The 24189-nt window shown below is 48.4% G+C and carries 22 protein-coding genes; 11 read left to right on the top strand and 11 right to left on the bottom strand.

From position 1 onward, the window contains the following. Positions 1-6: 6 nt before the first annotated feature. The 5 genes from AB4Y93_RS22355 to AB4Y93_RS22335 all read right to left on the bottom strand — a co-directional run bounded on the left by AB4Y93_RS22355 (position 7) and on the right by AB4Y93_RS22335 (position 4404). Positions 7-840, bottom strand: coding sequence for an ABC transporter permease (locus tag AB4Y93_RS22355; protein ID WP_441895205.1), 834 nt, complete (start codon positions 838-840; stop codon positions 7-9). Positions 841-844: 4 nt separating this feature from the next. Further along, a complete protein-coding gene (locus AB4Y93_RS22350) occupies positions 845-1639 on the bottom strand; it encodes an ABC transporter permease (protein ID WP_441895203.1) in 795 nt (264 codons plus the stop codon). A gap of 15 nt (positions 1640-1654) precedes the next feature. Further along, the gene (locus tag AB4Y93_RS22345) at positions 1655-2710 is read right to left on the bottom strand and encodes an aliphatic sulfonate ABC transporter substrate-binding protein (RefSeq protein ID WP_441895202.1); all 1056 of its coding nucleotides are present in this window, start codon (positions 2708-2710) and stop codon (positions 1655-1657) included. Positions 2711-2757: 47 nt separating this feature from the next. Further along, positions 2758-3525, bottom strand: coding sequence for an ABC transporter ATP-binding protein (locus AB4Y93_RS22340; RefSeq protein WP_441895201.1), 768 nt, complete (start codon positions 3523-3525; stop codon positions 2758-2760). Positions 3526-3798: 273 nt separating this feature from the next. Beyond that, complete coding sequence (locus AB4Y93_RS22335; protein WP_441895199.1) at positions 3799-4404, bottom strand: TetR/AcrR family transcriptional regulator; 606 nt, start codon at positions 4402-4404, stop codon at positions 3799-3801. A 167-nt stretch (positions 4405-4571) separates the two neighbouring features. On the opposite strand from AB4Y93_RS22335, the gene AB4Y93_RS22330 reads away from it, so the two are divergent. Further along, the gene (locus AB4Y93_RS22330) at positions 4572-6236 is read left to right on the top strand and encodes a DUF2339 domain-containing protein (protein WP_441895197.1); all 1665 of its coding nucleotides are present in this window, start codon (positions 4572-4574) and stop codon (positions 6234-6236) included. Between the two features lie 67 nt (positions 6237-6303). Here AB4Y93_RS22330 and AB4Y93_RS22325 read toward each other — a convergent pair whose 3' ends face one another. Further along, complete coding sequence (locus AB4Y93_RS22325) at positions 6304-6657, bottom strand: winged helix-turn-helix transcriptional regulator (RefSeq protein WP_441895195.1); 354 nt, start codon at positions 6655-6657, stop codon at positions 6304-6306. 135 nt (positions 6658-6792) lie between these two features. Here AB4Y93_RS22325 and AB4Y93_RS22320 point away from each other — a divergent pair, with 135 nt between their 5' ends. From AB4Y93_RS22320 to AB4Y93_RS22305, 4 genes are all read left to right on the top strand, one after another. Next, on the top strand, positions 6793-7665 hold the full coding sequence (locus AB4Y93_RS22320) for an alpha/beta fold hydrolase (protein ID WP_441895193.1): 873 nt from the start codon (positions 6793-6795) through the stop codon (positions 7663-7665). Between the two features lie 14 nt (positions 7666-7679). Beyond that, positions 7680-8189 (top strand): dihydrofolate reductase family protein, encoded by a 510-nt coding sequence (locus AB4Y93_RS22315; RefSeq protein WP_441895191.1) that lies wholly within the window; start codon positions 7680-7682, stop codon positions 8187-8189. Between the two features lie 64 nt (positions 8190-8253). Continuing rightward, positions 8254-8850, top strand: coding sequence for a TetR/AcrR family transcriptional regulator (locus AB4Y93_RS22310; RefSeq protein WP_441895189.1), 597 nt, complete (start codon positions 8254-8256; stop codon positions 8848-8850). 82 nt (positions 8851-8932) lie between these two features. Continuing rightward, complete coding sequence (locus tag AB4Y93_RS22305; RefSeq protein WP_441895188.1) at positions 8933-10126, top strand: MFS transporter; 1194 nt, start codon at positions 8933-8935, stop codon at positions 10124-10126. Between the two features lie 80 nt (positions 10127-10206). On the opposite strand, the gene AB4Y93_RS22300 is transcribed toward AB4Y93_RS22305, so the two are convergent. Further along, entirely contained in the window at positions 10207-12399 is a 2193-nt protein-coding gene (locus AB4Y93_RS22300) for an S-layer homology domain-containing protein (RefSeq protein WP_441895186.1), read from the bottom strand. A gap of 125 nt (positions 12400-12524) precedes the next feature. Further along, positions 12525-12869 carry a winged helix-turn-helix transcriptional regulator gene (locus AB4Y93_RS22295; protein ID WP_441895184.1) on the bottom strand — a complete coding sequence of 115 codons (345 nt, stop codon included), beginning with the start codon at positions 12867-12869 and terminating at the stop codon, positions 12525-12527. 139 nt (positions 12870-13008) lie between these two features. Here AB4Y93_RS22295 and AB4Y93_RS22290 point away from each other — a divergent pair, with 139 nt between their 5' ends. Both AB4Y93_RS22290 and AB4Y93_RS22285 read left to right on the top strand, forming a co-directional pair. Continuing rightward, a complete protein-coding gene (locus AB4Y93_RS22290; RefSeq protein ID WP_441895182.1) occupies positions 13009-13365 on the top strand; it encodes a DoxX family protein in 357 nt (118 codons plus the stop codon). A gap of 188 nt (positions 13366-13553) precedes the next feature. After that, a complete protein-coding gene (locus tag AB4Y93_RS22285; RefSeq protein ID WP_441895180.1) occupies positions 13554-15188 on the top strand; it encodes a response regulator transcription factor in 1635 nt (544 codons plus the stop codon). A 122-nt stretch (positions 15189-15310) separates the two neighbouring features. Here the strand turns inward: AB4Y93_RS22285 and AB4Y93_RS22280 are convergent, their stop codons facing one another. The 3 genes from AB4Y93_RS22280 to AB4Y93_RS22270 form a co-directional block, all read right to left on the bottom strand. Then, on the bottom strand, positions 15311-16153 hold the full coding sequence (locus AB4Y93_RS22280) for a carbohydrate ABC transporter permease (protein WP_441895178.1): 843 nt from the start codon (positions 16151-16153) through the stop codon (positions 15311-15313). 11 nt (positions 16154-16164) lie between these two features. Continuing rightward, positions 16165-17061, bottom strand: coding sequence for a carbohydrate ABC transporter permease (locus AB4Y93_RS22275; RefSeq protein WP_441895176.1), 897 nt, complete (start codon positions 17059-17061; stop codon positions 16165-16167). 74 nt (positions 17062-17135) lie between these two features. Beyond that, entirely contained in the window at positions 17136-18524 is a 1389-nt protein-coding gene (locus AB4Y93_RS22270; RefSeq protein ID WP_441895174.1) for an ABC transporter substrate-binding protein, read from the bottom strand. A 238-nt stretch (positions 18525-18762) separates the two neighbouring features. Here AB4Y93_RS22270 and AB4Y93_RS22265 point away from each other — a divergent pair, with 238 nt between their 5' ends. The 4 genes from AB4Y93_RS22265 to AB4Y93_RS22250 all read left to right on the top strand — a co-directional run bounded on the left by AB4Y93_RS22265 (position 18763) and on the right by AB4Y93_RS22250 (position 24186). After that, on the top strand, positions 18763-20562 hold the full coding sequence (locus tag AB4Y93_RS22265; protein WP_441895172.1) for a cache domain-containing sensor histidine kinase: 1800 nt from the start codon (positions 18763-18765) through the stop codon (positions 20560-20562). A 299-nt stretch (positions 20563-20861) separates the two neighbouring features. Beyond that, positions 20862-21773 carry a dihydrodipicolinate synthase family protein gene (locus AB4Y93_RS22260; RefSeq protein ID WP_441895170.1) on the top strand — a complete coding sequence of 304 codons (912 nt, stop codon included), beginning with the start codon at positions 20862-20864 and terminating at the stop codon, positions 21771-21773. Positions 21774-21823: 50 nt separating this feature from the next. Continuing rightward, positions 21824-23224 carry an ABC transporter substrate-binding protein gene (locus AB4Y93_RS22255; protein ID WP_441895168.1) on the top strand — a complete coding sequence of 467 codons (1401 nt, stop codon included), beginning with the start codon at positions 21824-21826 and terminating at the stop codon, positions 23222-23224. Positions 23225-23271: 47 nt separating this feature from the next. After that, entirely contained in the window at positions 23272-24186 is a 915-nt protein-coding gene (locus AB4Y93_RS22250) for a carbohydrate ABC transporter permease (RefSeq protein ID WP_441895166.1), read from the top strand. Positions 24187-24189: the final 3 nt, after the last annotated feature.

Genomic DNA, 24189 nt, shown 5'->3' with positions numbered 1-24189 from the left:
CTATATTCAGCCTTTATAATTGTTGTCCCATCGCAGGCATCTTCTCTCTACAAGCCGTACTGCCGAATCCGACAGCTTGCCGACCAGAGCGAACAGAATAATGCCAACAAAGACGATATCTGTCTGTGCGTACACACGCGCATCCTGAATCATGTAGCCGACCCCAGCGCTTGCGCCCATCATCTCCGCTACAGCAAGCAGCAGCCACGAAGCCCCGACCGATAACCGGATGCCCAGCAGAATGTTTGGCAGTGCCGCAGGAATAATCAGCTTGGTGAGCAGTTGAAGCTTGGAGTATTGCAGTATGCGGGTAACCTCATACAGCTTTCGATCAGCCGTGCGAACACCAAGATGGGTGTGGAAATAGAGAGGGAAGAAGGAACCCAGCGCAATGAGCAGTATTTTTGAGAATTCGCCCACTCCGAACCAAAGAATAAACAACGGGATCACCGCGAGCAAAGGAACCGTCCGCAGCATTTGAATGCTAGGATCAAGCGTGCTCTCTGCCCATTTGCCAAGGCCGGTGAATACACCTAGCAGCAATCCTGTAGCACCGCCAAGCAGGAAGCCTCCACCCGCTCGAATGGCACTTGTAGAAAGATGCTTTGCCATATCACCGTTCAGGCACAATTTCCAAAATGCCTCCGCAATTCGTGAGGGTGCCGGTAACGCTGAATCGGATACCAGTCCGAGTGCCGATGCCGCCTCCCACAAAGCAAGAATAATAACAGGAAGTACCCAGCCATGCAGCCAGTAAGGCAGCCCCGTCCAGCGTTTTTGGTTCATTGTTGTTTGCTTCCCGCCAGCTTTTGCGCCTAATGTCACATCATTTGTGCTCATTTGATTACCCCTCTCCGCCTAAGGAATCCCGCCAGCGTAAAAGTCTTTTCTCCGCTATCCTCACCAGCCAATCGGTCACCTTACCAACAACCGCGAAAACAATGATGCCCACGAAAATAACGGATGTCAGTGAGAAGGAACGTGCATCGTTAATGATGTATCCGATTCCGGAGCTTGAGCCCATCATCTCCGCCACGACCAAACCAAGCCAGCTTACCGCTATGGAGAGCCGAATCCCGAGGAAAAGAGAAGGAAGGGAGGCAGGGAGAATCAGCTTCGTAATCGTCTGCCATCTCGTAAATTCCAATACTCGTGCCACATCAAACAAATTACGATCCACCGAACGAACGCCCAGAAACGCATTCACATAAAGAGGGAAGAACGCCCCTTTAGCAATGAGAAGAATCTTGGAGGTCTCGCCGAAGCCAAACCATAAAATAAACAGCGGTGCCACGGCTAAGTGAGGCAATGTCCGGAGAAGCTGCAGCGACGGATCGAGCAGCCGCTCGGCTTTGAGCGAGAAGCCTACCCATAATCCGGCTGCCAAGCCTAGTCCGCCGCCAATTAAGAAACCAAGTGCCGCCCTCCCTGCCGAGACGCGAAGGTTGGTCAGCAGCTCGCCCGAGGAGAGCATCCGTCCGAACTCATTCACAATGTCCTTTGGAGGCGGGATCAGTACAGCATTTACCCAACCGCTTGAGGATGCGATCTGCCAGATGACCAGCACCGCCAGCGGAACTATCATTCCGATCAGAAAATGAATAGCACGAAACGCAAGCTTATTCCTCGTTATCTGCATGAGTGCACCTCTTCTTTACTTCAACGCTTTTTCGATATATTGATTGTCGAATACGTCTGCAACTTTAATCTGTTTACGAATGGTTCCTAATTCATATTGGAAGTCAGCCGTCTTTTGCTGATCTGCAATGGTCTCATCACTCACCGGGATATTAATCATCGTCGAACGGGTTTGGATGCCTTTCACCAGCTCAAGCGGAATGCTGCGCTCATCGGCATAACGTTTGAACGCTTCCTCTTGATTATCCGCTTCCCACTGACGTGCTTGCTCAAACGTTTTGAGATACAACGTCACAAGATCTGGATACTTCTTCGCAAAATCAGAACGAACCAATTGGAACGATGGGGACAATACGCCTTCGCTCTCGCCATCAGCCAGCACGCGGGCTTTGCCGCTGAGCGTATTCAAGGAGATGTACGGATCCCATACTGCCCAAGCATCCACCTTGCCGCCTTCGAAGGAAGGCTGTGTCTCATCAGGCTGCAATTGAATTTCTTGAATATCCGAATGCTTCAGGCCTGCCTTATCAAGCACGCGATAGAGGAAGTTGTAAGCATTACTCCCCTTCGTAACAGCTACCTTCTTGCCCTTAAGATCGGCAATCGTCTTAATATCACTGTCCGTTGGTACAATGATAGCTACGTTGTTTTTACCGTCCAATATTTGCGAGATAATTGTAAAATCAATGCCAGCCGCTTGCGCGGAAACCGGCGGCATATTGCCCATTCCGGCAAAATCCAGATGATTGGAAGCCATCGCTTCAATCATTGGAGGACCACTCTGGAACTCCACCCACTCCACTTTAGCTCCCAGCTCTTCAAATGCACTCTCGAACCATTTTGCTTCTTGTGCCTTACCGAACAGCCCGCCTTTGCCCTGAACACCAATTTTTACGGTTACTCCATCGTAGGAAGCCGGAGCATTGGAAGCATTCCCTTCCGTATTGGCTGAAGCACCTGCAGATTCAGCAGGTTTATTATTGCTGCCTGCGTTGTTATTGGAGTTGCCGCAGCCCGCTACGATTAACACCAATGTAAGTATCGCCGTAATGAAACCGTATTTTTTTCTCATCTATTTCGCATCTCCTTCAAGACCGTTTAATGGTTTATGCATACCGGTTAAATGCCGGCTCCGTGATCGAGCAGAGGTGGCTGCTCTACTTTTTCGAACTCACCTAGTACCTTGGAGCGAAGCTCCTGGAAGGAAGACCCAGTGCGTGAGCGCGGGTAGGGAAGATCAACGTTCATTACGTTGCGGATGTGACCAGGACGAGGATTCATAATAACGACTTTCTCTCCGAGGAACACCGCTTCGTCCAAGTCATGTGTTACAAACAACATCGTCGTCTTACTGTTCTGCCAGATATCCAGCAGCGCCTCCTGCATATGGGTGCGGGTAAAAGCATCAAGCGCTCCAAAAGGCTCGTCGAGCAGCAGAACCTCCGGCTTGCGGAGCAGTGCTCTTGCAATTGCAACCCGCTGAGCCATCCCGCCCGACAACTCCTTCGGATAAGCCTTCTCAAATCCTTTCAGACGAACCAGCTCAATCAGCTCATCGACTTGACGGCGAACCTGCGCATTGCCCAGCGACAAATTGGCAGCGATGTTTTTCTCTACAGTTAGCCAGGGGAACAATCTTGGCTCTTGAAAAATAAAGCCTTTATCCACTCCCGGTCCCGTAATCGCCTTGCCGTTTAATTCAACCGTTCCTTCATAGGCTGTATCCAGCCCCGCTACGATCTTGAGCAATGTACTCTTGCCGCAGCCGCTTGGCCCGATAAAGGTAATAAATTGCCCACGCTCCACCTGAAGCCGAATATTGCTTAACGCGACAACCGGTCCTGCAGGAGCGGCAAACGTTTTGTTCAACCGTTCAATAGTCAGCATGAGATACAGCCTCCAATATAAACTTAATTTTTCATACCGCTTTACTCGGGATTATAATTAAAAAAAATGGGGCTAAGCCCTCGTCATTGTACCCTTAGCTAATCTCTGGCCGTCCAGTCGATCTCTTGGCGTACATTTGTTACAAACCGAATTATCGCTCGGTTTGTTGATGGCTAAATTGTAGCAGTGGCCTCTATTAGTTGTCAACCATTTCTTGGTGCAATAAAAAGCGAGCTCTGCGCAGCCGCATAACTCGCTAACATCTATGTAAGATCACCTGTTTTTATTGGCGGCAAATAAAGCAACAATCGAGCTTGCCCGCGCAAGGATTGGCACTTCTGCGCCCGGCATTTTCTGAAGAGTCAGGCCCTGAATTAAGCTTACGAAATAATAGGCAAGCTCCAGCGGATCACCATTTACAATAAGCCCCTCTTGTTGTCCCTGCTCCATGACAGCCGCTACCGGACCAAGATTGTTCGTGAAGCGTTCTGTTACAGCCTTCCGAATCTCTTCAGAGGAAGCATCCGAGAGGCGCGCTGTGTGAATGAGAATCGTGTAAGCCCAGCTGTTGTCCAAGGCAAGCCAAGATTCGCACAGCAGATACAGCTTGTCTAATGCCGTTCCCTCTTGGCTGGCGATTTGGGTGACATGCTCACCGTATCCGGTTTGTCCTCTTCGCAGAATCTCGCTTATAATCTCATCCTTGGACTTAAAATAGTGATACATATTGCCAATACTAATGCCCGCTGCGGCCACAATGTCGTTAATACTCACCGATCCGATGCCTTTAACCGCGATAATCTCAAGAGCTGAGTCAAGAATGTGATTAATTCTTTTCTCTCGTTGCAGGAGGTCCCTCTCTACGTTCCTAGGCGACATAAAAATAACGCAGCCCCTTTCTTGACCCCATTATAACAGAGGCTTCTGACTTGGGCGATAATGTCGTTTGTCATTGACGCTCCATGAATCAGACAAGTAAAATACTTCCTATAATGAATAATGTTCAATAATTGCACATTTTCAGTAAAAAGGGGCTGGCTGCATACTTGGAACTTGATGAGCGAGTAAGTAAATTAGAAGCAAGGATTACGGAGCTCGAACAAGAAATAACGGAATTGAAACAGAGCAGACTTCCTGCTAATGGACCTTTCTCACCAACACCAATACGTACCGATCATTTAAAGAAGGCTCCACATGACGTTGTCGTTCGTCCTGCACAACAGCAGAAAATCAAAAAAGAAACCGATTGGGAGCATCTTATTGCAAGGGTATGGCTGCCAAGAATCTTTTTGTTCGTGCTTCTTATCGGGATGATCTGGGGATTCAAAGCTGCCGTTGATGGCGGCTTCATAACGGAGTCCATGCGCTGTGTTATTGGGTATTTGGCTGTCGGAGTTTTTATATTCATGGGATTCAGACAGCAGAAGGCTAAGCGGCCTCTGCTCTCGCAAGTACTATTAGGGGGCTCCATCGCGATAGGTATGCTCACCACATTTGCAGCCCATAGCTTATATGAGCTAATGAGTGTACCCGTGGCCTTAATTCTAAATGTATTGTTTGTCATAGTAGGAGTCGTGTTCTCTAACAGCCTGAAATCCCAGCCTCTCGCTGTGTTGGCGAGCGCAGCAGGCGTGTTGACCCCATTCTTACTGGATAGCGATCATCCATCAGTCTTATTCTTTGTCACTTACGAATCTGTGGTATTCATTAGCTTTATGGTTTACGCGATAAAAAGTAAATTTGCTGCCCTATTCTATCAATCCTTTGTATTACTTCAGGTTGCGTTAGCGATCTACCAGTTAATTGCCGACGGGAATGAACGAGTTGTTGCTATAGGAGTACTTGTCCAGCAAATCGTATTGCTTCTCTCCATATTCTCGAAAACCACAATCATGAGCCATCAACTTAGAATGCTTGTTCCCAGCTTTGCATTGACTGCGCTCTGGTTTAAATTATCCTATTCAGACCTGCTATTTAACGTTGTCATGCTAATCATGTTTGTTGTATACGCCTTATTAACCGTTTGGTTTTGGAGGAAAGCAGAGCACAAAGGTAAAGTGCCCTACACCCTTACAATCACAAGCTATGCACTATTATTCTGCCTGGCTAATCTCCTCGGCTCAGAAGCTTTACCAGTCGTCTTATTACTTGAGGGTATTGCGGCATTATGGCTTGGATTCGTTGTGAAGTCCTTATTGCAAAAAATGAACGGTATTCTGATCTATGTACTAGGATGCTTGATTGGAATCAATACGGTAACAGGAAACCTGGACAGCATTATCTCAGTTGAAATGCTCATTTGGATCGTATTACTTGGAACGTTAGGTGGCTTAATTAGACTGGTTTATCACTTCGAATTGGGCAGAAACACAAAAAGCACCCTAATTCTACTGTGGTACGGCATTGGCTTAGCCTTCCTGGTCTTCCTTACTGAGTTAACCAATCTATTAACAAAAGACTTCAGCACAAATGCCCAGCATCTTTTAGTATCAACGGTATGGGTAGCCTACTCGGTTGTCGTCATTGGATATGGATTGAAAAAGCAGATAAAGCAAGCTAGGCTGACAGGTATTGCCCTGTTATTCCTCACCTTAATGAAGGTCATTCTAATGGATTTGCCAAGTGTATCCTTACTTGCTAAAGCGATATTATTTATTGGACTTGGGTTCATCGGTATCTTATTATCGAGATTCTTCTACAAAAAAGAATAAAAAAGAAACCATGCTTAGGCAATTAGAGGTACTACCCTCCATTGCGAAAAGCATGGTTCTTCGCTTATTAACTGCCAGTACTCGGCTTTACGTTAGTTTCATTCCTCAAATCTGCCCCATACTCCTGGGTCCACGCCCACATAGCCGCAAATATCGGCTGCAAGCCCTGCCCACTCTCGGTAAGTTCATATTCAACATGCAGTGGTACACCCGGATAAATCGTACGAGTAACAATCCCCTTATCCTCTAGTAACCGTAAGCGGTCAGTCAACGTTTTTGGACTAATAGGCTGCAGCTTGCGACGTAATTCCCCAAAACGCTTTGTCCCATTAAACAATTCGAACAAGAGGAGAAGCATCCATTTCCCATCCAAAATCTCCAAAATCGGCTCAACAGTGCCAGGACAAGACTGGTCCATCATCGATTATTTCCTCCATAGTTCATTTTTTGAAACTATTGCACTTTAATGTAACTACTTTTCAAATGTACCATAGAACCTTTAACATGTGAATCAGGAAAGGAAAAAGTTAGTAATTAACAGAAGGAGGAAGGCCTTTTGAATAGACCGTTTCAAGTAGATCAAGCGGAGTATCCGTTCACCGATCATTGGCTGCCTTATCGTGATGGACATATCCATTACCTAGATGAAGGGCAGGGACCGGTGGTTCTTCTGCTCCACGGCAACCCTACATGGTCATTTCTTTATCGGAACGTTATTAAAGAGCTGCGCAATGAGTTTCGTCTTATCGCTCCAGATTATCCCGGATTTGGCATGTCTAAGGCACCAAGCGGCTATGGCTTCACACCACAAGAACAATCGGAAGCCGTTCATGAATTAATCCGTCATTTGGATCTAAAGCATTTTATACTAGTCGTTCAAGACTGGGGAGGCCCGATCGGCCTGAACTATGCGGTACAGCATCGGACTAACCTGCGCGGCATCGTTGTGATGAATACTTGGGCCTGGCCAGCAGAAATTTTGCCGATGAAATTATTCTCGTTAGCGATGGGAGGCTGGCCTATCGGTTACTGGCTTCAGACACGTCTTAATTTTTTCGCCAAAGTTATTGTCCCACACGGCATCTACCAGACCGATAAGGTCACGAATAGCTTGCGATCTGCTTATAGCGCCCCATTTCCTAACCCAAAGTCCAGAAAGCCAACATGGATATTCCCCAGACAGATCCGCAAAGCACGAGCATGGCTCGCTGATGTTGAATCGAGGTTGCCTGTCTTGTCCGATTTACCTGCACAAATTTTGTGGGGATTAAAGGACAGCGCCGGATTCCCACTCGGGCAGATGGCTAAATGGCAAAACGCGTTGCCGTTGAACGAAACTGAGATTCTGGAAGACGCATCACATTATGTCCAAGAGGACCGCCCTGATCGGGTAGCGGCATCCATTCGAAGCATACGGAACAAAACATGAGGAGGAATGTTACGATGAAAACTATTTTATGGGCAACTTTAACCGCTAACGGCAATTATGCACAATCTGGTGCCAATAACCCACCAACAAAAGAAGCCTTAAATGATTTCGCGGCACAGGCTGCAGCAGCAGGAAATTTCATTGTTGGGAGGAGAACCTTCGAGGCTATGCGCGGAGGTGGCGGCGGAGGTCCTTTTGCCGAAATCGACATCGTTGTAGTTTCAAAAAATGCCTCCGAAATTCCAGGCGTAACGGTAGTAAGATCACCTCAGGAGGCCCTGACCTACCTTCAGCAAAAAGGCCATTCAACCGCTCTCATTAGTGGTGGGGCAGATATTCATAACTCATTTCTGAGTGAAGGACTTGTCGACGAAGTGATTTTCAATGTAGCTCCTGTATTAGAAGGCAAAGGGTTAAACCTATTAATCGACAAAGACAACTACGAATATAAGCATGTTCAATTGCTGGACTGCAAGCCTCTGGGCGGTGGTGTTATACAGTTGCACTACGCGGTTGAACGATAAATGCCTGGTGGCAAGTCGCGACATAAAATACTGGACTGATCGTTCCTGAAATGATATGCTGTACTTGCGAAAGGGGGCATTCATCATCGGACGCATCAAAGAATTCGACCGGGAACAAGTCCTTCACAAGGCCATGCTGGTGTTCTGGGAAAAGGGCTACGAAGCAACCAGCATTCCCGATCTGCTGCAAGCCATGGGCTTAAGCCGATCAAGCTTATATGAGACATTCACAGGCAAAGAAACACTCTACTTGGAAGCCATCGAACGGTATAAAACCCTGAGCTTGAGCAAAAGAAGCCTCTTGGAGAGCTCACCATCCGCGAAGGAGGGCATCCGTCGATATTTCGATCGACATGTATCCGCCGCTTTGGATGAAGCTTTGCCCCATGGCTGCTTGATCACAAATGCTACTGTCGGCATGGATTCGCCGGATGATCAGGTGCAAGCTGCGATCCGGGACAGCTTCGACAGACTAGAGAAATGCTTTACCGATGCACTCAAGAGAGGACAGCAGACAGGAGAAATTGCCCTAGACAAAGATCTAAAAACGATGGCGATCCTGCTGCTGAACCTGAACCACGGAATCAATATCGTTACCAAGATGCAGCCTGATAGAAAACTGTATGATGACATGGTCGAGGCCGTTCTCAACATGCTGTAAGAGAGGGCTTCACTTTTTTATCAATATTGGAACGATTATTCCAGTAAAATGCGCAATAAGCGTCAAGCAAAGGAGAATTAAGATGAGCACAATTGAAAAGCAACCATCAATCGAGAAGCCTTTTTCGCCAAGAATCATCCTTATTCTGGCTGCTGCCTGCGGCCTGATCGTAGCTAATCTCTATTATGCACAGCCCTTGATTGGGCCAATCAGCGCGGATCTTGGACTGTCCTCCGGGGCATCAGGCCTGATCGTTACGCTTGCCCAGATCGGTTATGGCATCGGACTGTTATTCCTAGTCCCCCTGGGAGATATCGTGGAGAACCGGAAACTGGTGGTCATCCTGCTGGTATTAGCAGCTATCGTTCTGGCAATCGGTGGAGGTATTCATAACATTATTTTATTTCTGCTTGCTTCCATGCTGATCGGAATGGTTTCCGTAGCGGCCCAGGTTCTTGTGCCGTATGCGGCTCATCTATCTCCGGAAGCGACTCGAGGCCGCAATGTCGGTAACGTCATGAGCGGCCTGCTGCTCGGGATTATGCTGGCCCGCCCAGTATCAAGCTTGGCGGCAGAATACATGGGCTGGAGAGCTATTTACTATTTATCCGCGGCCGCTATGCTAGCCTTGGCTTTGGTACTGCTGCGGGCGCTTCCGCCCAGACAGCCTCAGAACTCGACTCGTTATCCGGCTCTGCTCAGTTCGATGCTTCAATTGCTGAAGTCGACACCGATCCTGCAGCGAAGAGCGCTTTACCATGCTGGGGTATTCGGATCATTCAGTTTGTTCTGGACAACAGTTCCGCTCTACTTAACTGGTCCGGCCTTCCGTTTCTCCCAGCAGGAAGTCGCCTTATTTGCCTTAGTCGGGGTATCCGGTGCGCTAGCGGCGCCCGTTGCCGGCCGCATGGCAGACCGGGGATGGATTCGTCCCGCTACCGGTATCGCACTGGGGCTCGTCCTCGTCTCGATCGCACTGCCCCTAGCCGCCCCAAGCGGCTCAACGTTCGCTCTAATTCTTCTCGTCGTTACAGCCATCGTTCTTGACATGGGGGTATCGGCTAACCTGGTTCTAAGCCAGAGAACAATCTTCTCGTTGGGTGCCGAGGTTCGGAGCCGGCTTAACGGCTTGTTCATGGCGATATTTTTCGCCGGGGGTGCCACCGGCTCCGCGTTGGGCGGATGGGCGTACGCGGCGGGAGGCTGGCATGCTGCCTTGTGGATCGGACTCGCTTTGCCGGCTCTCGCTTTGATCTATTATGCAACCGAAAAATAAAAGAGAAACCATGCTTAAGCAATTGAGGCGCTGACCTCCAATGCGAAAAGCATGGTTTCTTTGTCTATTCCCTGCCCGTTCTAGCTTTTAAGCTGATCAAGTAGGGCTTTAATCTCAGGATTCAAATTCAGTACACGCAATATAATGCTCAGCGCTTCCGCTCTAGTCGACTGTTCTTGCGGAGCAAAGACGCCCTCAGCACGACCGTTGATGATGCCGGCAGATGCTGCGCTGCGAATATCATTTGCATTCCATGAGCTTGCTATATCATTGAAGTTCACCGTCTGCTGCTCCCCTACCGCCTTGAAGTCTACAATACGGCTGATCATAGCTATAATCTCCGCACGCGTAATAACTTCATTCGGCCGGAACGCACCATCTGTATACCCCGTAATGATACCACTCGCGGCAAGTGCCTTAATATCTTGACTCGCCCAGTAATTGTCCTTCACATCAGAGAAAGTCTTCGTGCTGCTTGAGGTGTCGAAATTGAACACCCTTACCATCATAGCAGCAAACTCAGCACGTGTAATCGATGCATTCGGGCGGAAGGTATCGTCCTGATACCCTATGATTAATCCCAATTTGACGAAGAGATCGATATTGGATTTTCCCCAATGTCCGTTAACATCAGAGAATACGCCAGTAGACGGATTCTTTAACGCCTGCTCAACCTTGCTCTTCAAATAAGCTTCCAGCTTCTCTTGATTAAAGACAGACTTAAACGTTGGCGAAGATGGTTTTGGCTCCGTTGGCACGGACGGATTCGGATTAGAAGGTGTTTGTGATGCTGCCGTAACCGTCACGACATAGTCCTGTATGGTACCATCAGCTGCGTGAACCGTATATGTTACCGGACTCGTAAAGTCCTGCGTCGTAACGCCGCTAACTTGACTATCGAGTCCAACCTTTACATCCAAGCCTGTGCTCATAAAGATCGGGGTGAGCTGCGTTACATTCGTACCGTAAGGAACGGTTATCGTAACTGTGTGATTTACCTGATCCACCACTCCAACAAGATTGTTGATTTGGAAAGAGGTAAGCTCCTTGGCAGGGCTTGGTGGTTCCGCCAATGATACAGTCACCACATAGTTTTGTGTTAAACCATTTTCCGCGAACACCGTGTACGTTTGCGGATCGGTAAAATCGTTCTCCGTAGTCCCGGAGACTTGCAGCGTGCTGCCGATTTTTACAAATTGACCGTTCGTTGTGAATGACGCGACTTTGTAGTCACGTGAAGAGTCGAAAGGCAACACAACCGAAATCGTATGCGTCTCCTCATTTACAGTGCCGGCTACTCCATCCAAGCTGAAGGTTTGTATTTCTTTTGTTGTGCTTGCACCGGCAGCCGCTTCTTGAACGATAACCATATAGCTTTGAGCGTTGCCCGCTTCGTCATACACGAGATACTCAACAGGCGATGAAAAATCGACTACGTTCTCCCCGCTAACCTGCTGTGTTCCATTCGTAATGGTGACTCTAGTACCCGTAGATGTAAACGACGGTACTAGCATGGTCAGGTCCGTCCCATAAGGAACCGTGAGCGCTATCGTATGATTAGACTCATCAATCATTCCGACGGAAGAAAGGGAAGCTAACCCGAAATAGGTCATCTCTTTAGCCGTACTAGGCTCTGTTTGATAATTAACAGTCACCAAGTAGTCTCGCGTGCTGCCATCGAGTGCTTTTACGGTATAGGTTACCGGATTCGAGAAGTCTTGAGGGCTGGTGCCACTCGTTTGAGCAGCCCCATTTACTAACACTTGAGCACCGCTGTCATCTGTCGTAAATGTAGGCGTTAAAGCCGTTATGTTCGTACCCTGCGGAACGTAGAGATAGATCAGATAAGCTTCATCGTCAATAAAACTACTTACGGCTTGATCTGCGTTAAATGACGTCATGGACTTTAAACTGCTTGGTCCAATCGTTACCGTCACCGTATAATCCTGTGTACTGTTATCCTCAGCAACCACTGTTAATGTTCTAGGGCTCGAATAATCGGTACGTGTCAAATCACTCATATGATTAAGCACCGATGCACCATCGGACACCGTAAAGCTTTCAAGCATATTATTGACTGCCGAACGGAATGGAACAATAACATTAATCGTATGGTCCTCGTTATTCACAACACCGGGATTTCCCTCTACAGAAAACGAAAGAAACTCTTTCGATGAACTCCCCGTGCTTGCAAACATCATTTGTGGAAATACACTTAGCAATAACGTTAAAATGAGTGCCATTGATGTTACTTTCTTCATTACCCTTTGCACTATGTAAGCCTCCCTATATTCTGTTGATCATCCTCTTATTAAATAGGTCTCTTCACCCTCCTTTATTAATAGTATACAAGGTATTCTCATGCAGCGGTGATACTCGTTTAACCCTTCGCTCGCAGCTAATCTTCTGACTGATCTACCGCGTTCAATACACTCATATGCTCCAAATGAGCCTCTCCCCAATCATTCATGACCTGCAGCACCTTTCCTAAGCTCTTGCCGTATTCCGAAATCGAATACTCTACCTTCGGTGGGACTTGGTTATACACCTCACGGTGCACAATATCGTTATACTCCAGTTCTCTTAATTGCTGGGTAAGCATCTTTTTATTAATGTCCGGTATCGCTTTTTGCAGCTCGCTGAACCGCATTGTACCGTTTGAAATAAGCTGCAGCAGAATGACGGGCTTCCATTTGCCGATCAATATTTCCAGTGCCGATTCGAACTTGCAATATTGTTTCATGAAATTCTCACCTCTTGCGCTTCGCTAGGTTACTTTTTATTAACTCTGTTTAGATTAAGTGCCTACTTCCTCATCCGTTTGCTTGGGTCTATTATACCTTAGAGGATCGTTAAAAAGGATCAGGAGGTTACTACTATTCATGAATATTACACTATGGATTATTCAAGGGCTTGCTGCTCTTGCTTTTGTCTACTCAGGATGGCTGAAGGCGTTTCAGTATAACAAAGCCACAGCAGCATGGGGATGGGTAAAAGACGTACCAAAAGGGCTTGTCATCTTTATCGGGCTAGCAGAGTTAGTTGGAGCAATTGCGCTCATTCTGCCTCAAGCTTTGAACGTTGCACCTATACTAACGCCAATTGCCGCCACCGCGCTTGCCGCAGTTGTATTATCCGGCGCAGTCCTGCATCTCACACGTAAGGAATACCGGGAGATCGGTGTGAATCTTGTCTTTATCGTATTAGCGACGGTTGTTGCCGTTGGCCGTTTTCTTTAATCGTGAAGATCAAAATAACTTTACCAATTTCAACATAAGATATGACCAAGCTATATCCTCTAAAATTGACATAAAGGGTCCATTTTTGACCCTTTTTTCTTTTGCCTATTGGGGTGTATAGGACCCTCCCTTACTTTCCGTTATAATTATTTTAATATTTCGTAAAATCGAAAAACAGGGAGCATGCCATGCTAAAAGTAATGATTGTCGAGGATGAACCTCTCATTCGTGCAGGCTTGAAACAATATTTCCCTTGGAATGAACTCGGAGTTGGCGAGATTTCGGAAGCGATGAACGGCAAGGAAGGAATTGAAGTAGCTTTAAGGGAATCACCTGATTTAATTGTGACCGATATCCGTATGCCCGAGATGGACGGGCTTGAAATGATCGAACAGCTGAAGTCGCTGCTGCCAACCGCAGGTTTCATCATCCTCACCGGTTACAACGAGTTTAAATATGCGCAGGAAGCGATCCGCCTCGGTGTTGTTCAGCAATATCTGCTGAAGCCTCTGGAGTATGATGTCAGCATGGAGGCTCTTACAGCGTGTATCAACCAGTTGAAGCAGCAGCGGGAAGAACGGCTCAAGAAGCAGGATTGGGAAGCCAAGGCTGATGAGCACGCAAAATGGCAGTACAGCCAAACCGTTAAGCAATTATTGGAGGAAAGCCCAATTGATGCAGCGGAGCTGCGGCAGCTGCTTGGTATGAAAGAGCCGACAGCTTTGACTTATATTCCGCTAGCAGCCAGCTGCTTTGGCCGTAACGGTCTCTTGCAGGAGCGAAAATGGCGGGTGGCAGCGGAAAAGCTTATTAACAGTGCGGCGGAGGAAGCATCTCCTGTTCACCGGCTTATGTGCTATACGAGCAGAGGCAAGCTCTATGCCCTTCTGGTGGTGGCAGATGGACAACCTGCTCCGGAGATGATCGAACGACTTAGCGGTCGGTTAGCCCAGTCCTTGAACCAAATCAGTGAAGATATTAATCTTTATATGGCGTTAGGACCTGAGACTTCTGATCTAGCCAAGGCGGGAGATGCGCTTAAGATGGCGGGCACGAATCTGCTCGGCCGTTTTACGGCGCCGGAACAATGGCTGATTCCATATAGGCAGCGGCAAGCTGACGTTACCGCGGTAGCCGGCGAGTCTTTTATTCCCCTTTTTTCGGAAGATAGAAATAAGTTACAAGCCTGCTTGGAGCAGGGAGGCGCTGCGGGAATAAACGAATTAATGAGCAAGCTTCGCGGGCAATTGGCTGCAGCACTGCCTCATGTACAAGCGGAGCAATGGCTTGCCTTCCTGCAGGAGATCGTCAGCGTTACGCTTCGCTTTGCCCATAAGCAGGGCATTCCCATGCAGGGGGTTTCCAGCGAGAGGCTGCTTGATCTGACCTTTATCCATGATTTCCGAAGCTTGGAAAGCTTATTTGATTATTTGGCTTTATGGGTCATCCATCTGAACAGCTTGTATGGCAAGCCAAGCCATCCGTCCCTGCAGGAGAATGCGGTGTTTAACCAGATCAAAGGGTTTATTGAGAAGAACATCGACCAGGAGCTCAGCCTGCAGATGGTAGCCGATCATTTCTTCTATAATCCATCCTACTTAAGCCGGCTGTTCAAATCGAAGCTGAATCAGAATTATTTGAGCTTTGTCACCGAGATTCGTATTGATTATGCCAAAAAGCTGCTTCGGGATCCTAACCGGCTCGTAACGGATGTATGTACGATGTGCGGCTACAAGAGCTACAAGCATTTCGTGAAAATGTTCCGGCTGGTAGCAGGTACAACGCCAACCGACTATCGCAAGCAGCTGGGCTTTGTGTACTAACATTGTCCCATAAAGGTTTTGTTTCGCAGCAGAGTGATAAAGGCTACTCTATCACTCCAATATAAAGGCTGTCCCAATGACATTGGGACAGCCTATTCTTTGCTTGCCTATGCAACATCCGGTTACCCTTTAACGGCACCCATCGTGATCCCTTGCGTGAACGCTTTCTGGAACAACAAGAAAATAACAATCATCGGAATGGAAGCGAATGCCGCGCCCGCCATCAGGACGCCGTAAGGAGTTGTATACTCCCCCTTCAATGTTGCTACGCCCAGCGGCAGCGTCATCATTGGCGTGGAGCGGATCATAATCAGCTGGCTGAAATAATCATTCCAGGCATTAATGAAAGTGAAGATCGCAAGTGCGCCCAAAGCTGGCTTCAGCAGCGGGAGCACAATGCCGTAATAGAGCCTGAGCTCAGAGCAGCCGTCTACCTTAGCAGCCTCCAGCAGCTCTCCGGGCAGCGTCTGGGCGAACTGCTTGATCAGAAAGATGCCAAACGGCCAGCCGAGCGCGGGCAGAATTAACGCTTTATATTCATCGATCCAGCCGAAATCGGCAATCATCGTAAACAGTGGGACAAGGATCACTTGCTTAGGCAGCGCCATGGCCGCGACAAACATGGTGAAGATGATATTCCGTCCGGGAAACTGCTTCTTCGCCAATACATAACCAGCCATCGAGGCAACAAGGCAGGTACCTGCCATCTCTGCCGCAGCCACGAAGAAGCTGTTAAACGTCCAGCGCCATACCGGGTTTTTGAACAAAGCCGTGAAGTTATCCAGCGTTGGCTCCAGGGGAAACCATTCGGGTGGAATAGCCACGGCCACATTTTGTACTTTAAAGGCGCCGGTGACGATCCAATAGAAAGGGAAGATAAAAAATAGAGCCATCACAAGGAGTAAGAGATGCGAGATGATAAAGCTGGGTGTAAGTTTGTTTCGGACTATCCCGTATGATTTCATGAGTGATCCTCCTAGTACTCAACATCGCTGCCCAAAAATTTGAACTGAATAATGGAAATAATGCCGATTACAACGGCCAGAATCATTCCCATTGCCGATGCAATGCCAAACGAGCCAAGCATAAATGCCTTCTCGTAAACACCGTACATAACAGTCGAGGTCGCATATAGCGGTCCACCGGCGGTAAGAAGCTGCACGATGGCAAAAGTCTGGAACGTATTGATAGTCGTAATGACGATAATGTACAGATTGGTTGGCATCAGCATCGGCCAAATAATCTTTCTGAATATTTGCCCCGGGGTTGCCCGGTCGATTTGAGCCGCCTCCACATAGGAGGTTGGGATGTTTCCTAAAGCAGCAACGTATAGAATAATCGGCTGGCCAACAGAAGTTGTTACCAGCACGGCGATAATCGCATAAAGGGCCGTTCGCAAGTTACCTAACCAGGCAATCGGCTCAGCGCCAAACAAGCCTGCCACAAAATTCAATATGCCATAATTCGGATCATAAATAGATGCCCATACAACGGTAATACTGACTACGGAGGACACAGCCGGCAAGTAGAAAACGCCGCGGAAAAACGATCTTGCCAGCTCGCTCTTCCGGTAGATCGTATTCGAGATAAAGATAGAGAACGCGATGACGACCGGAACGGTAATCAATACGATGAGGATCGTGTTTTTCATCGACTTCAGGAATGTTTTATCCTGGAACAGGTCGGTATAGTTACTTAACCCGATGAACTCGAAGCGATTTAAGGAATAGTCGAACAGGCTGATATACACGCCTCTCAGCATCGGATAAGCGACGAATAGAAGGAAGAAGGCAAGTGCGGGGAGCAGGAACAAATAGCTGACCAGCCATTCGCGCCATACGAGACGCTTGGATTTCAGAGCCTGCGCTAGCATAATGAATCTCTCCTTACTTTTAATTTAAAAACAGAGCAGCGCACGGCCAGTGCACTGCTCTGCAGCACGTTTTGCTATTTCAATTGAGCTTTGGCTTTTGCAATGGCCTCATCGGCATTTTTCGCAAAGTCGTCCAATGCCTCTTTACCGGATTGCTGGCCGAGCAGAACGCTTTGCAGCGCCGGGAACCAGTAGGTGCGAATCTCCGCGTAGCCGTCGGCAATCGTCGGAGGAGCGGTAATGAACTGGCGGGCAAGCTCCGCATAGGCATATTCCTCGTCATCATACAGGCCGGTAATCGAGTTGCGTACGGACAAGCCCCCGGTTTGAATCAGGTTTTTCTTGCCGTACACTTCATCATTGGCGATAAAATCTACGAGCGTCTTTGCAGCTTTAATTTTGGCGTCATCGCCGTTATTAAAGATGGCCATGCCTCCCAAATAAGGCTCGAGCTTAGGCGCCGATCCGTCCAGCGTCGGGAACGGCAGCAGCACTTCTTCGAACTCCGCTTTTTTGAGCGTTGCGTTTTGCGCCTTCAGCACTGCGGAGTAATTGATTGTGAAAGCAACCTTTCCTTGCAGGAACAAGTCATTCACGTCGGAAGCCGCAAGTGCAGCCGATCCGGAGATAACAAGTTTGTCCTTCTGTGCCTTTGCAATCCAATCCAGGGCCGCTCCTGCCTCATCGGTATTGATGGCAATAGCGGAAAGATCGTCGTTCAGGAAGGACGAAAGGCCGAGGTTGGCGATATATGCTCGCGTCCCTTGGTCACCTGCCTGGCTTTTGGCGAAGAAGACGGATGGAATCATGTCAGGTGCTTTCTCTTTTACAGCTTGAAGCGCCGCCTTATATTCGTCGAAGCTCCATACCCGGTCTTTGCGATCAAGCGGAAGCAGATCCAGGGCTCCGATTTTCTCGAATGCGGTTTTGTTCACCGCCATCATGAACGGAGCGGTATTGATCGGATACATGACCGTGGTGTCGCCTACCATGGACTGCTTCCAGAAGGCTTCCGGAATATCGCTGCGCACTTCATCCGAAATCATATCGTCGAGCGGAGCAAGCAGCCCTTTTTTGCCCCAGTCGATTACACGTCCAGGTGCATCATAGATAACATCAGGCGCTGAGTTGGAGGCGATTGCCACGTTCAGCTTTTCCGGCCCTCCGTCAAATGTGATCATTTCGAGATTTACTTTAATCTCAGGATGTTTCTTGTTGAATGCACTAATAATTTCTTTCTCATACTTGCCCACTTCTCCATCAAGTGCCTGGAAGTTCGGGAAATTCCACCATGTAATCTCGACGGGCTTTGCTGCTTGATCATCGCTGCCTGCCGTTTCGGTTGTCTGCGGTTCACTTGTCGTCTTGCTGCCTTCTGCATTGTTGTTGGAACTGCAGGCTGTCGTCAGCATAACCAGCAAGATGGTCATTAAGATCGTTGCTTTTTTCGTCCGTGCTGCCATTCATATTCCCCCTGCTCCTATTTGGAGATGCGCGGTGCAACTTGCTTATCTCCTGCTTTTTAAGCATAATTTATTTGAAAAATGAGGAAAATCCCTCGGTTTTTACTTGGTATGCCCCTTTTTTTACGTTAATCACGTTTTTACATGATCAAAATCTATATTATCATTGCAAGACATGGTAAATCGTATTTTGCAGCATAAGCCGTACAAAAATAATGTCATGAGGGTGGTGAGCAGCTTGAGCTGGTTCAGACAATTGCGTGTTAATCATCAAATCTTTATTCTTATGATTTGCATTATTACCCTTCCCCTTACCATCATGTCGGGCATTGTCTATCTCTTCTCGCTCCAAACCGTCAAGAACGAATACCAGAATACAGCCAATCTGATTCTGAACAATTTATCTTTTAATATTGACCAGTATTTGCAAAGCATCGAGACCGGTACCCTTACCGCCCAGCTCGACAGCCAGCTGCAGGGCTCGCTTGTCCATTGGTCCGAGAACCAGGATCCGGATCCAAGCGATATCAGCATCAAATACGGCAGCGTTATCGAACAGTTCATAAGCCGGATTGAGCTGACGATCAAGAACGTCGACAGCGTGCAGGTGTTTGCTGGCAACCGCATCTTCTACTCGGCGGATTTCAATCAATCCGACTACAATACCGACAATTTCTTCGACCAGGACTGGTACAAGCAAACGCTTAGGTCGCAAGGCAAAGCGGTCCTGTTCGGGGCGCATACCCCATTTCAGCGGATGAATTCTTCCGAATCGGTCATTTCAATTGCCAGAGTTATCAATAAGACAGGAACAAGGACAAATCTGGCCGTTATACTTGTCGATATCCGTCTTGATTCGCTGCGTGAGATATTGAGCCTAACCGAAAATACGAACCGAAAATTTCTGATTATTGATGATGCTGGCGGCATCGTCTACTCTTCGGAGAACAATCAGGAGCAGCTGAAGGCGGATCTTGGACTTCCGGGTATTCGGCCGGAGCTGAAGGCGGAAGCCGGCAATTTCTACGCCTCCATGGACGGCACCCCTTCTTACCTGAACTTCGTTACCTCCTCCTACTCAGGCTGGAAGGTCATTCAGTACATGGATAAGAATAATATGACGAAGGATGCGGCACTGTTCCGTAAAATCCTGCTTGGCGTCGCTTTATGCTCGCTGTTTACGGCGTTATTATTCCTGATCATGCTGTCCGCGCGCGTCACCAAGCCGGTGATCCTGCTCAGCAAGCAGGTCAGAGCGGTAGGCCTTGGCAAGTTCGACGTCGACCTTAACACCAACCGGCAGGATGAGTTTGGTGTGCTCTACAAGGGTATCCGCAAAATGGTGGAGGACCTGCAGGAGCATATCAAGCGTTCGTCCATGACGATGGCTCAGCAGAAGGTGGCGCAATATGGCGCGCTGAAAAGCCAGATTAATCCGCATTTTTTGGCCAATGCGCTTGAATCGATCCAGATGAAGGCCATTATCGGGGGACAGAGGGACATTGCCGATATGGTAGGCCTGCTTGGCCGGTTGTTCCGCATCCATATTCAGACCGGCAAGGATATCGTAAGCCTGCGCGAGGAGCTGGAGCATACGCGTCTGTACGTGAAGGTGCAGCAAATGCGTTTCGGCGATAAGCTCAGCTACTCGGAGAGGATCGAGCCGGGTACCGAAGCGCTCCCCGTGCTTCACTTCTCGCTGCAGCCGATTGTGGAGAACGCCATCGTTCACGGCTTGGAGCGAAGAAGCGGTCAGGGCCGTCTCGAGATTTCCTCCTATGTGTCGGACCAGGCCTTGCAGATCGAAGTCAAGGATAACGGTGCCGGTATGACGGAGGAGGAATTCATGAGGCTTCGAGAGCGCTTGAAAGAGGCAGCCGAAGATACGCTGGACAGCAACCATATCGGCGTCAAGAATGTGCAGGACCGCATCCGCTACTATTACGGCGACGGATATGGCCTCGCCATTGAGAGCCGGGCCGGCGAAGGAACAAAGGTGACGCTGCGGTTTCCCGCTGCGAAAGCGATCACGGAATAACGGCATCAACCCGAAAGTCTCGCCCAAACGGCGGGGCTTTTTTACTTATTATACCTTTGGAAGCGCTTCCCATAGAGATACCACTCTTTTTACCACCGGAGGTTCATTCTTTACCTCATCGCTTGAAACCGCAGGCAAAGCTTATTTTTTATGTTAAAACGTTAGCTAAGGGACGGCCGGGCAGCCGCTTGGGAGAAAATTATTTTCAGATTTTACAGCGAAGGGGAAATAATTCCTCATCCCACTAAGCACAGCCCGGCCGGCCGCTCATCAACTTAAGAACACTAGGAGGAGTAACCGTGAGCCTGCAAAAATTCCATGGCATCATTCCCGCTTTCTATGCCTGCTATGACGAGGACGGAAACATTTCGAAGGATCGGACAGCGCAGCTGGCGTCCTATCTGTTAAGCAAGAAGGTACAAGGTGTGTATGTAGGGGGAAGCTCAGGCGAGTGTATCTATCAAAGCCTCGAAGAGAGAAAAGCCGTGCTGGCCTATGCAGCGGAAAGTCTGAAAGGCAAAATGACGCTGATCGCCCACGTTGGGGCGCCGTCCACCAGAGACAGCATCGAGCTGGCTAAGCATGCCGCGGAGCTCGGCTACGATGCGCTTTCCGCGATTCCGCCGATTTACTTCAAATTGCCGGACAGCGCGGTCATTCGTTATTGGAACGACATTATTGATGCCACCCCGCTTCCGTTCATCATCTATAACATTCCACAAACAACGGGGTACCAGCTGACATCTGCCGTATTCCAGAAGCTGCTTGCCAATGAGAAAGTAATCGGAGTGAAGAACTCCTCGATGCCGGCGATGGATATTGAGCGGTTCAAAACGATCGGCGGGGACCGCGTCATCGTCTTTAACGGTCCAGATGAGCAGTTCGTCGCAGGCCGCATCATGGGGGCTGACGGTGGAATCGGCGGCACTTATGCCGCTATGCCGGAGCTATTCCTTGCAGCCAACCAGCTGCTGAAGGATGGAAAGCTTGCGGAAGCAACACATCTGCAAAGCGCCATTAATAACATCATTATCGCCCTTTGTTCCTTGAACGGTTCGATGTATGCGGCCATCAAGGAAGTGCTTCGGGCGAGAGGGGTAGACATTGGCGGCGTTCGGGCACCTATGGAAGGCTTAAGCGGTGATGACGGCGAGAAGATCAAGATGATCATCGCAAGCATCGACAGCGCTATTGCAGCTTATGTTCGCTAGGAAGCTCTTCATGGGATGAAGACAGAACAATTAAAAGGGAGCGGTTGACGATGAAGAAATTATCCATGGGTATTGCAGCAGTGACGATTATGGCTTTACTTGCCGGTTGCTCCGGCAATAGCAATAACGAAGGCTCGAACACAAGCGGCGGCACAGGTTCCAAGGGCAAAGAGAAAGTAGCTATTAACGTCTGGCTGACACCGCAATGGAAGGGTGTTCTTGACGCAACGGAGCAAGGAGCGGATTACGACAGCTTCCTGAAATACGCGGCTCAGAAATTTACCGAGCAGTACGACAAGTATGATGCAGAAGTGAAAGTAGAAGTCATCGCTGGCGATCAGCGCGACCAGCTGCTGAATGTTAATCTGAACGGCGGAACAGCTCCAAACGTCTTCTTCGAAAGTACATTCGCAATGGGCGACTACGTTCACCGCGGTGCGCTTGAACCACTTAATGACATTATTGATGACAATGCGAAGAGTGATATTGCACAAAACTACTGGGATATGGTGAAGTTTGGCGACGACACCTACTTCTACCCGTTCCAGAACAATCCGGGAACACTCGTCTACAACGCGGACATGTTCAAAGCAGCCGGACTTGAGCAGTATGTCGGCGGGGAGAACGAGATCAAGACTTGGACACTTGCTGAATATGAGCAGATTCTTGAAGCCCTGAAGACCAAGCTGCCGAAGGACAAATACTCCAACGCTTACCCAATGGCACTCTTTGCGGTTAATAACCAAGGCGACACCTGGAACCTGTCTTATCTGAGAATGTTTGGCCTTGATTTCTTCGATGCGGACGGCAACATTGCGCTTGGCGAGAACGGTGTGAAGGCGGCGACATGGCTGAAAAAAATCTATGATGCCAAATACACGAATCCTGGAGCTGAATCCGTGTCCTCCAACGATGCGAATGCGATGTTCCAGAATCAGCAGCTCGCAATCAGCTTTACCAATCCGGTTCTGTTCAACGGCATTAAATCCAACATGGCCAATGGCACTTCACCGAAATTTGATATGAGACTGGCGAACATTCCTTCGGAGAGCGGCGACCCGCTCACCTTCACTTACGTCGTTGGCGCCAGCGTCTTCCATTCGAAGGACGCTAAGAAGACAGAAGTGGCCAAAGATTTCGTGAAATTCTTCTCCAGTGATCCCGAACTGGTGAAATCGTCGAAAAACGGCATTCCTGTTCGTGCATCGGTCATTAAAGAGCTTAGCGGCGAGAACCCGTTCTTTGCGGCATACGATGCAAACTCCAAATATATTTTCAACTTCAGCGGCAACGTTCCTGGCTACAGCCAATTGCGCGAAGCTCTCTATCCGGAGCTGCAAGCCCTGTACATGGGAGCTAAGACGCCGGAGCAAGCCATTAAGGATTATGTAACAAATGGCAACAAAGTCATTCAGTCGAACAAAGCAAACTCGATCATCTATAAGAAGTAATTAGGATAGACAAATAAACATGATCAGCGGCTCTTCGAGGAAGAAGGATGAAGAAGCGAGAGCCGCCGGTCGGAAAGGCAGCCACCATGCGCATTCGGAACAATTTTGTGAAAGAAAACCTTACCGGATATTTGTTTATTTTGCCGCAAATGCTCATCTTTCTTGCCTTTCTCGTTTATCCGATATTGGAAGGAATTCGGCTAAGCTTTTATCAAATCAACTACCAGAATGAAAGTTTTGTAGGCTTTGATAATTACACTGCGCTGTTCAGTGATCCTGTCTTCTTCAAAGCGCTGGTCAACACCATCGTTTTTGTCGTATTTATCGTTTTATTAACCGTAGGCTTCTCGATATTTGTTGCATCCGCTATCTTCGATAAAAATGCCAAGTACGTTTCCTTCATAAGGGGAAGTTACTATATACCGGTCATGGTGTCCATGGTCGTCATGAGTATGGTGTGGAGTTTCCTGCTTAATCCGGCTAACGGCCTCATCTCCTATTTTTCAAGAGAAGCCGGCCTAGGCAACGTAAATCTGCTGGGCAATCCGCAAACGGTATTGCCGGTCATTATCTTCGTCACGTTCGCCGGCAATGTTGGGCAAGCGATCATTCTCTATATTGCTTCTATGATTGGCGTATCCAAGGATCTCTTCGAGGCGGCTGAGGTGGATGGTGCCAGCAGGTGGCAGGTCATTACGAAAATCCTGATCCCATCGGTTCAGCCAACCACGATCTACATTACGATCATCAACATTATTGCCGTACTGAAAATATTCGTAGTCATCCAGCTCCTCACAGGCGGCGGGCCAAACAACGGCTCTGTCACCCTGATGTACTACTTATACAACAACGCGTTCAAATACAATCAGCTTGGCATAGCTTCCGCGGTTGGTGTCATCATGTTCGCCATCACCTTGCTGCTGTCGATCCCTCAATTAAAGGCCATGCTCAAACAGAAGTAGAAG

The organism is Paenibacillus sp. YAF4_2, from assembly GCF_052113225.1.
Lineage (GTDB): Bacteria > Bacillota > Bacilli > Paenibacillales > Paenibacillaceae > Pristimantibacillus.
The sequence above is the reverse complement of the archived record's forward strand: the minus strand, read 5'-3'. Positions and strand labels throughout refer to the sequence as shown.

Excerpts from the sequence above, each read along its gene's own strand:
- AB4Y93_RS22355 (WP_441895205.1), bottom strand. The coding sequence starts at position 840 with ATGAGCACAAATGATGTGACATTAGGCGCAAAAGCTGGCGGGAAGCAA.
- AB4Y93_RS22350 (WP_441895203.1), bottom strand. The coding sequence starts at position 1,639 with ATGCAGATAACGAGGAATAAGCTTGCGTTTCGTGCTATTCATTTTCTG.
- AB4Y93_RS22345 (WP_441895202.1), bottom strand. The coding sequence starts at position 2,710 with ATGAGAAAAAAATACGGTTTCATTACGGCGATACTTACATTGGTGTTA.
- AB4Y93_RS22340 (WP_441895201.1), bottom strand. The coding sequence starts at position 3,525 with ATGCTGACTATTGAACGGTTGAACAAAACGTTTGCCGCTCCTGCAGGA.
- AB4Y93_RS22335 (WP_441895199.1), bottom strand. The coding sequence starts at position 4,404 with ATGTCGCCTAGGAACGTAGAGAGGGACCTCCTGCAACGAGAGAAAAGA.
- AB4Y93_RS22325 (WP_441895195.1), bottom strand. The coding sequence starts at position 6,657 with ATGATGGACCAGTCTTGTCCTGGCACTGTTGAGCCGATTTTGGAGATT.
- AB4Y93_RS22315 (WP_441895191.1), top strand. The coding sequence starts at position 7,680 with ATGAAAACTATTTTATGGGCAACTTTAACCGCTAACGGCAATTATGCA.
- AB4Y93_RS22305 (WP_441895188.1), top strand. The coding sequence starts at position 8,933 with ATGAGCACAATTGAAAAGCAACCATCAATCGAGAAGCCTTTTTCGCCA.
- AB4Y93_RS22295 (WP_441895184.1), bottom strand. The coding sequence starts at position 12,869 with ATGAAACAATATTGCAAGTTCGAATCGGCACTGGAAATATTGATCGGC.
- AB4Y93_RS22290 (WP_441895182.1), top strand. The coding sequence starts at position 13,009 with ATGAATATTACACTATGGATTATTCAAGGGCTTGCTGCTCTTGCTTTT.
- AB4Y93_RS22285 (WP_441895180.1), top strand. The coding sequence starts at position 13,554 with ATGCTAAAAGTAATGATTGTCGAGGATGAACCTCTCATTCGTGCAGGC.
- AB4Y93_RS22280 (WP_441895178.1), bottom strand. The coding sequence starts at position 16,153 with ATGAAATCATACGGGATAGTCCGAAACAAACTTACACCCAGCTTTATC.
- AB4Y93_RS22275 (WP_441895176.1), bottom strand. The coding sequence starts at position 17,061 with ATGCTAGCGCAGGCTCTGAAATCCAAGCGTCTCGTATGGCGCGAATGG.
- AB4Y93_RS22270 (WP_441895174.1), bottom strand. The coding sequence starts at position 18,524 with ATGGCAGCACGGACGAAAAAAGCAACGATCTTAATGACCATCTTGCTG.
- AB4Y93_RS22255 (WP_441895168.1), top strand. The coding sequence starts at position 21,824 with ATGAAGAAATTATCCATGGGTATTGCAGCAGTGACGATTATGGCTTTA.
- AB4Y93_RS22250 (WP_441895166.1), top strand. The coding sequence starts at position 23,272 with ATGAAGAAGCGAGAGCCGCCGGTCGGAAAGGCAGCCACCATGCGCATT.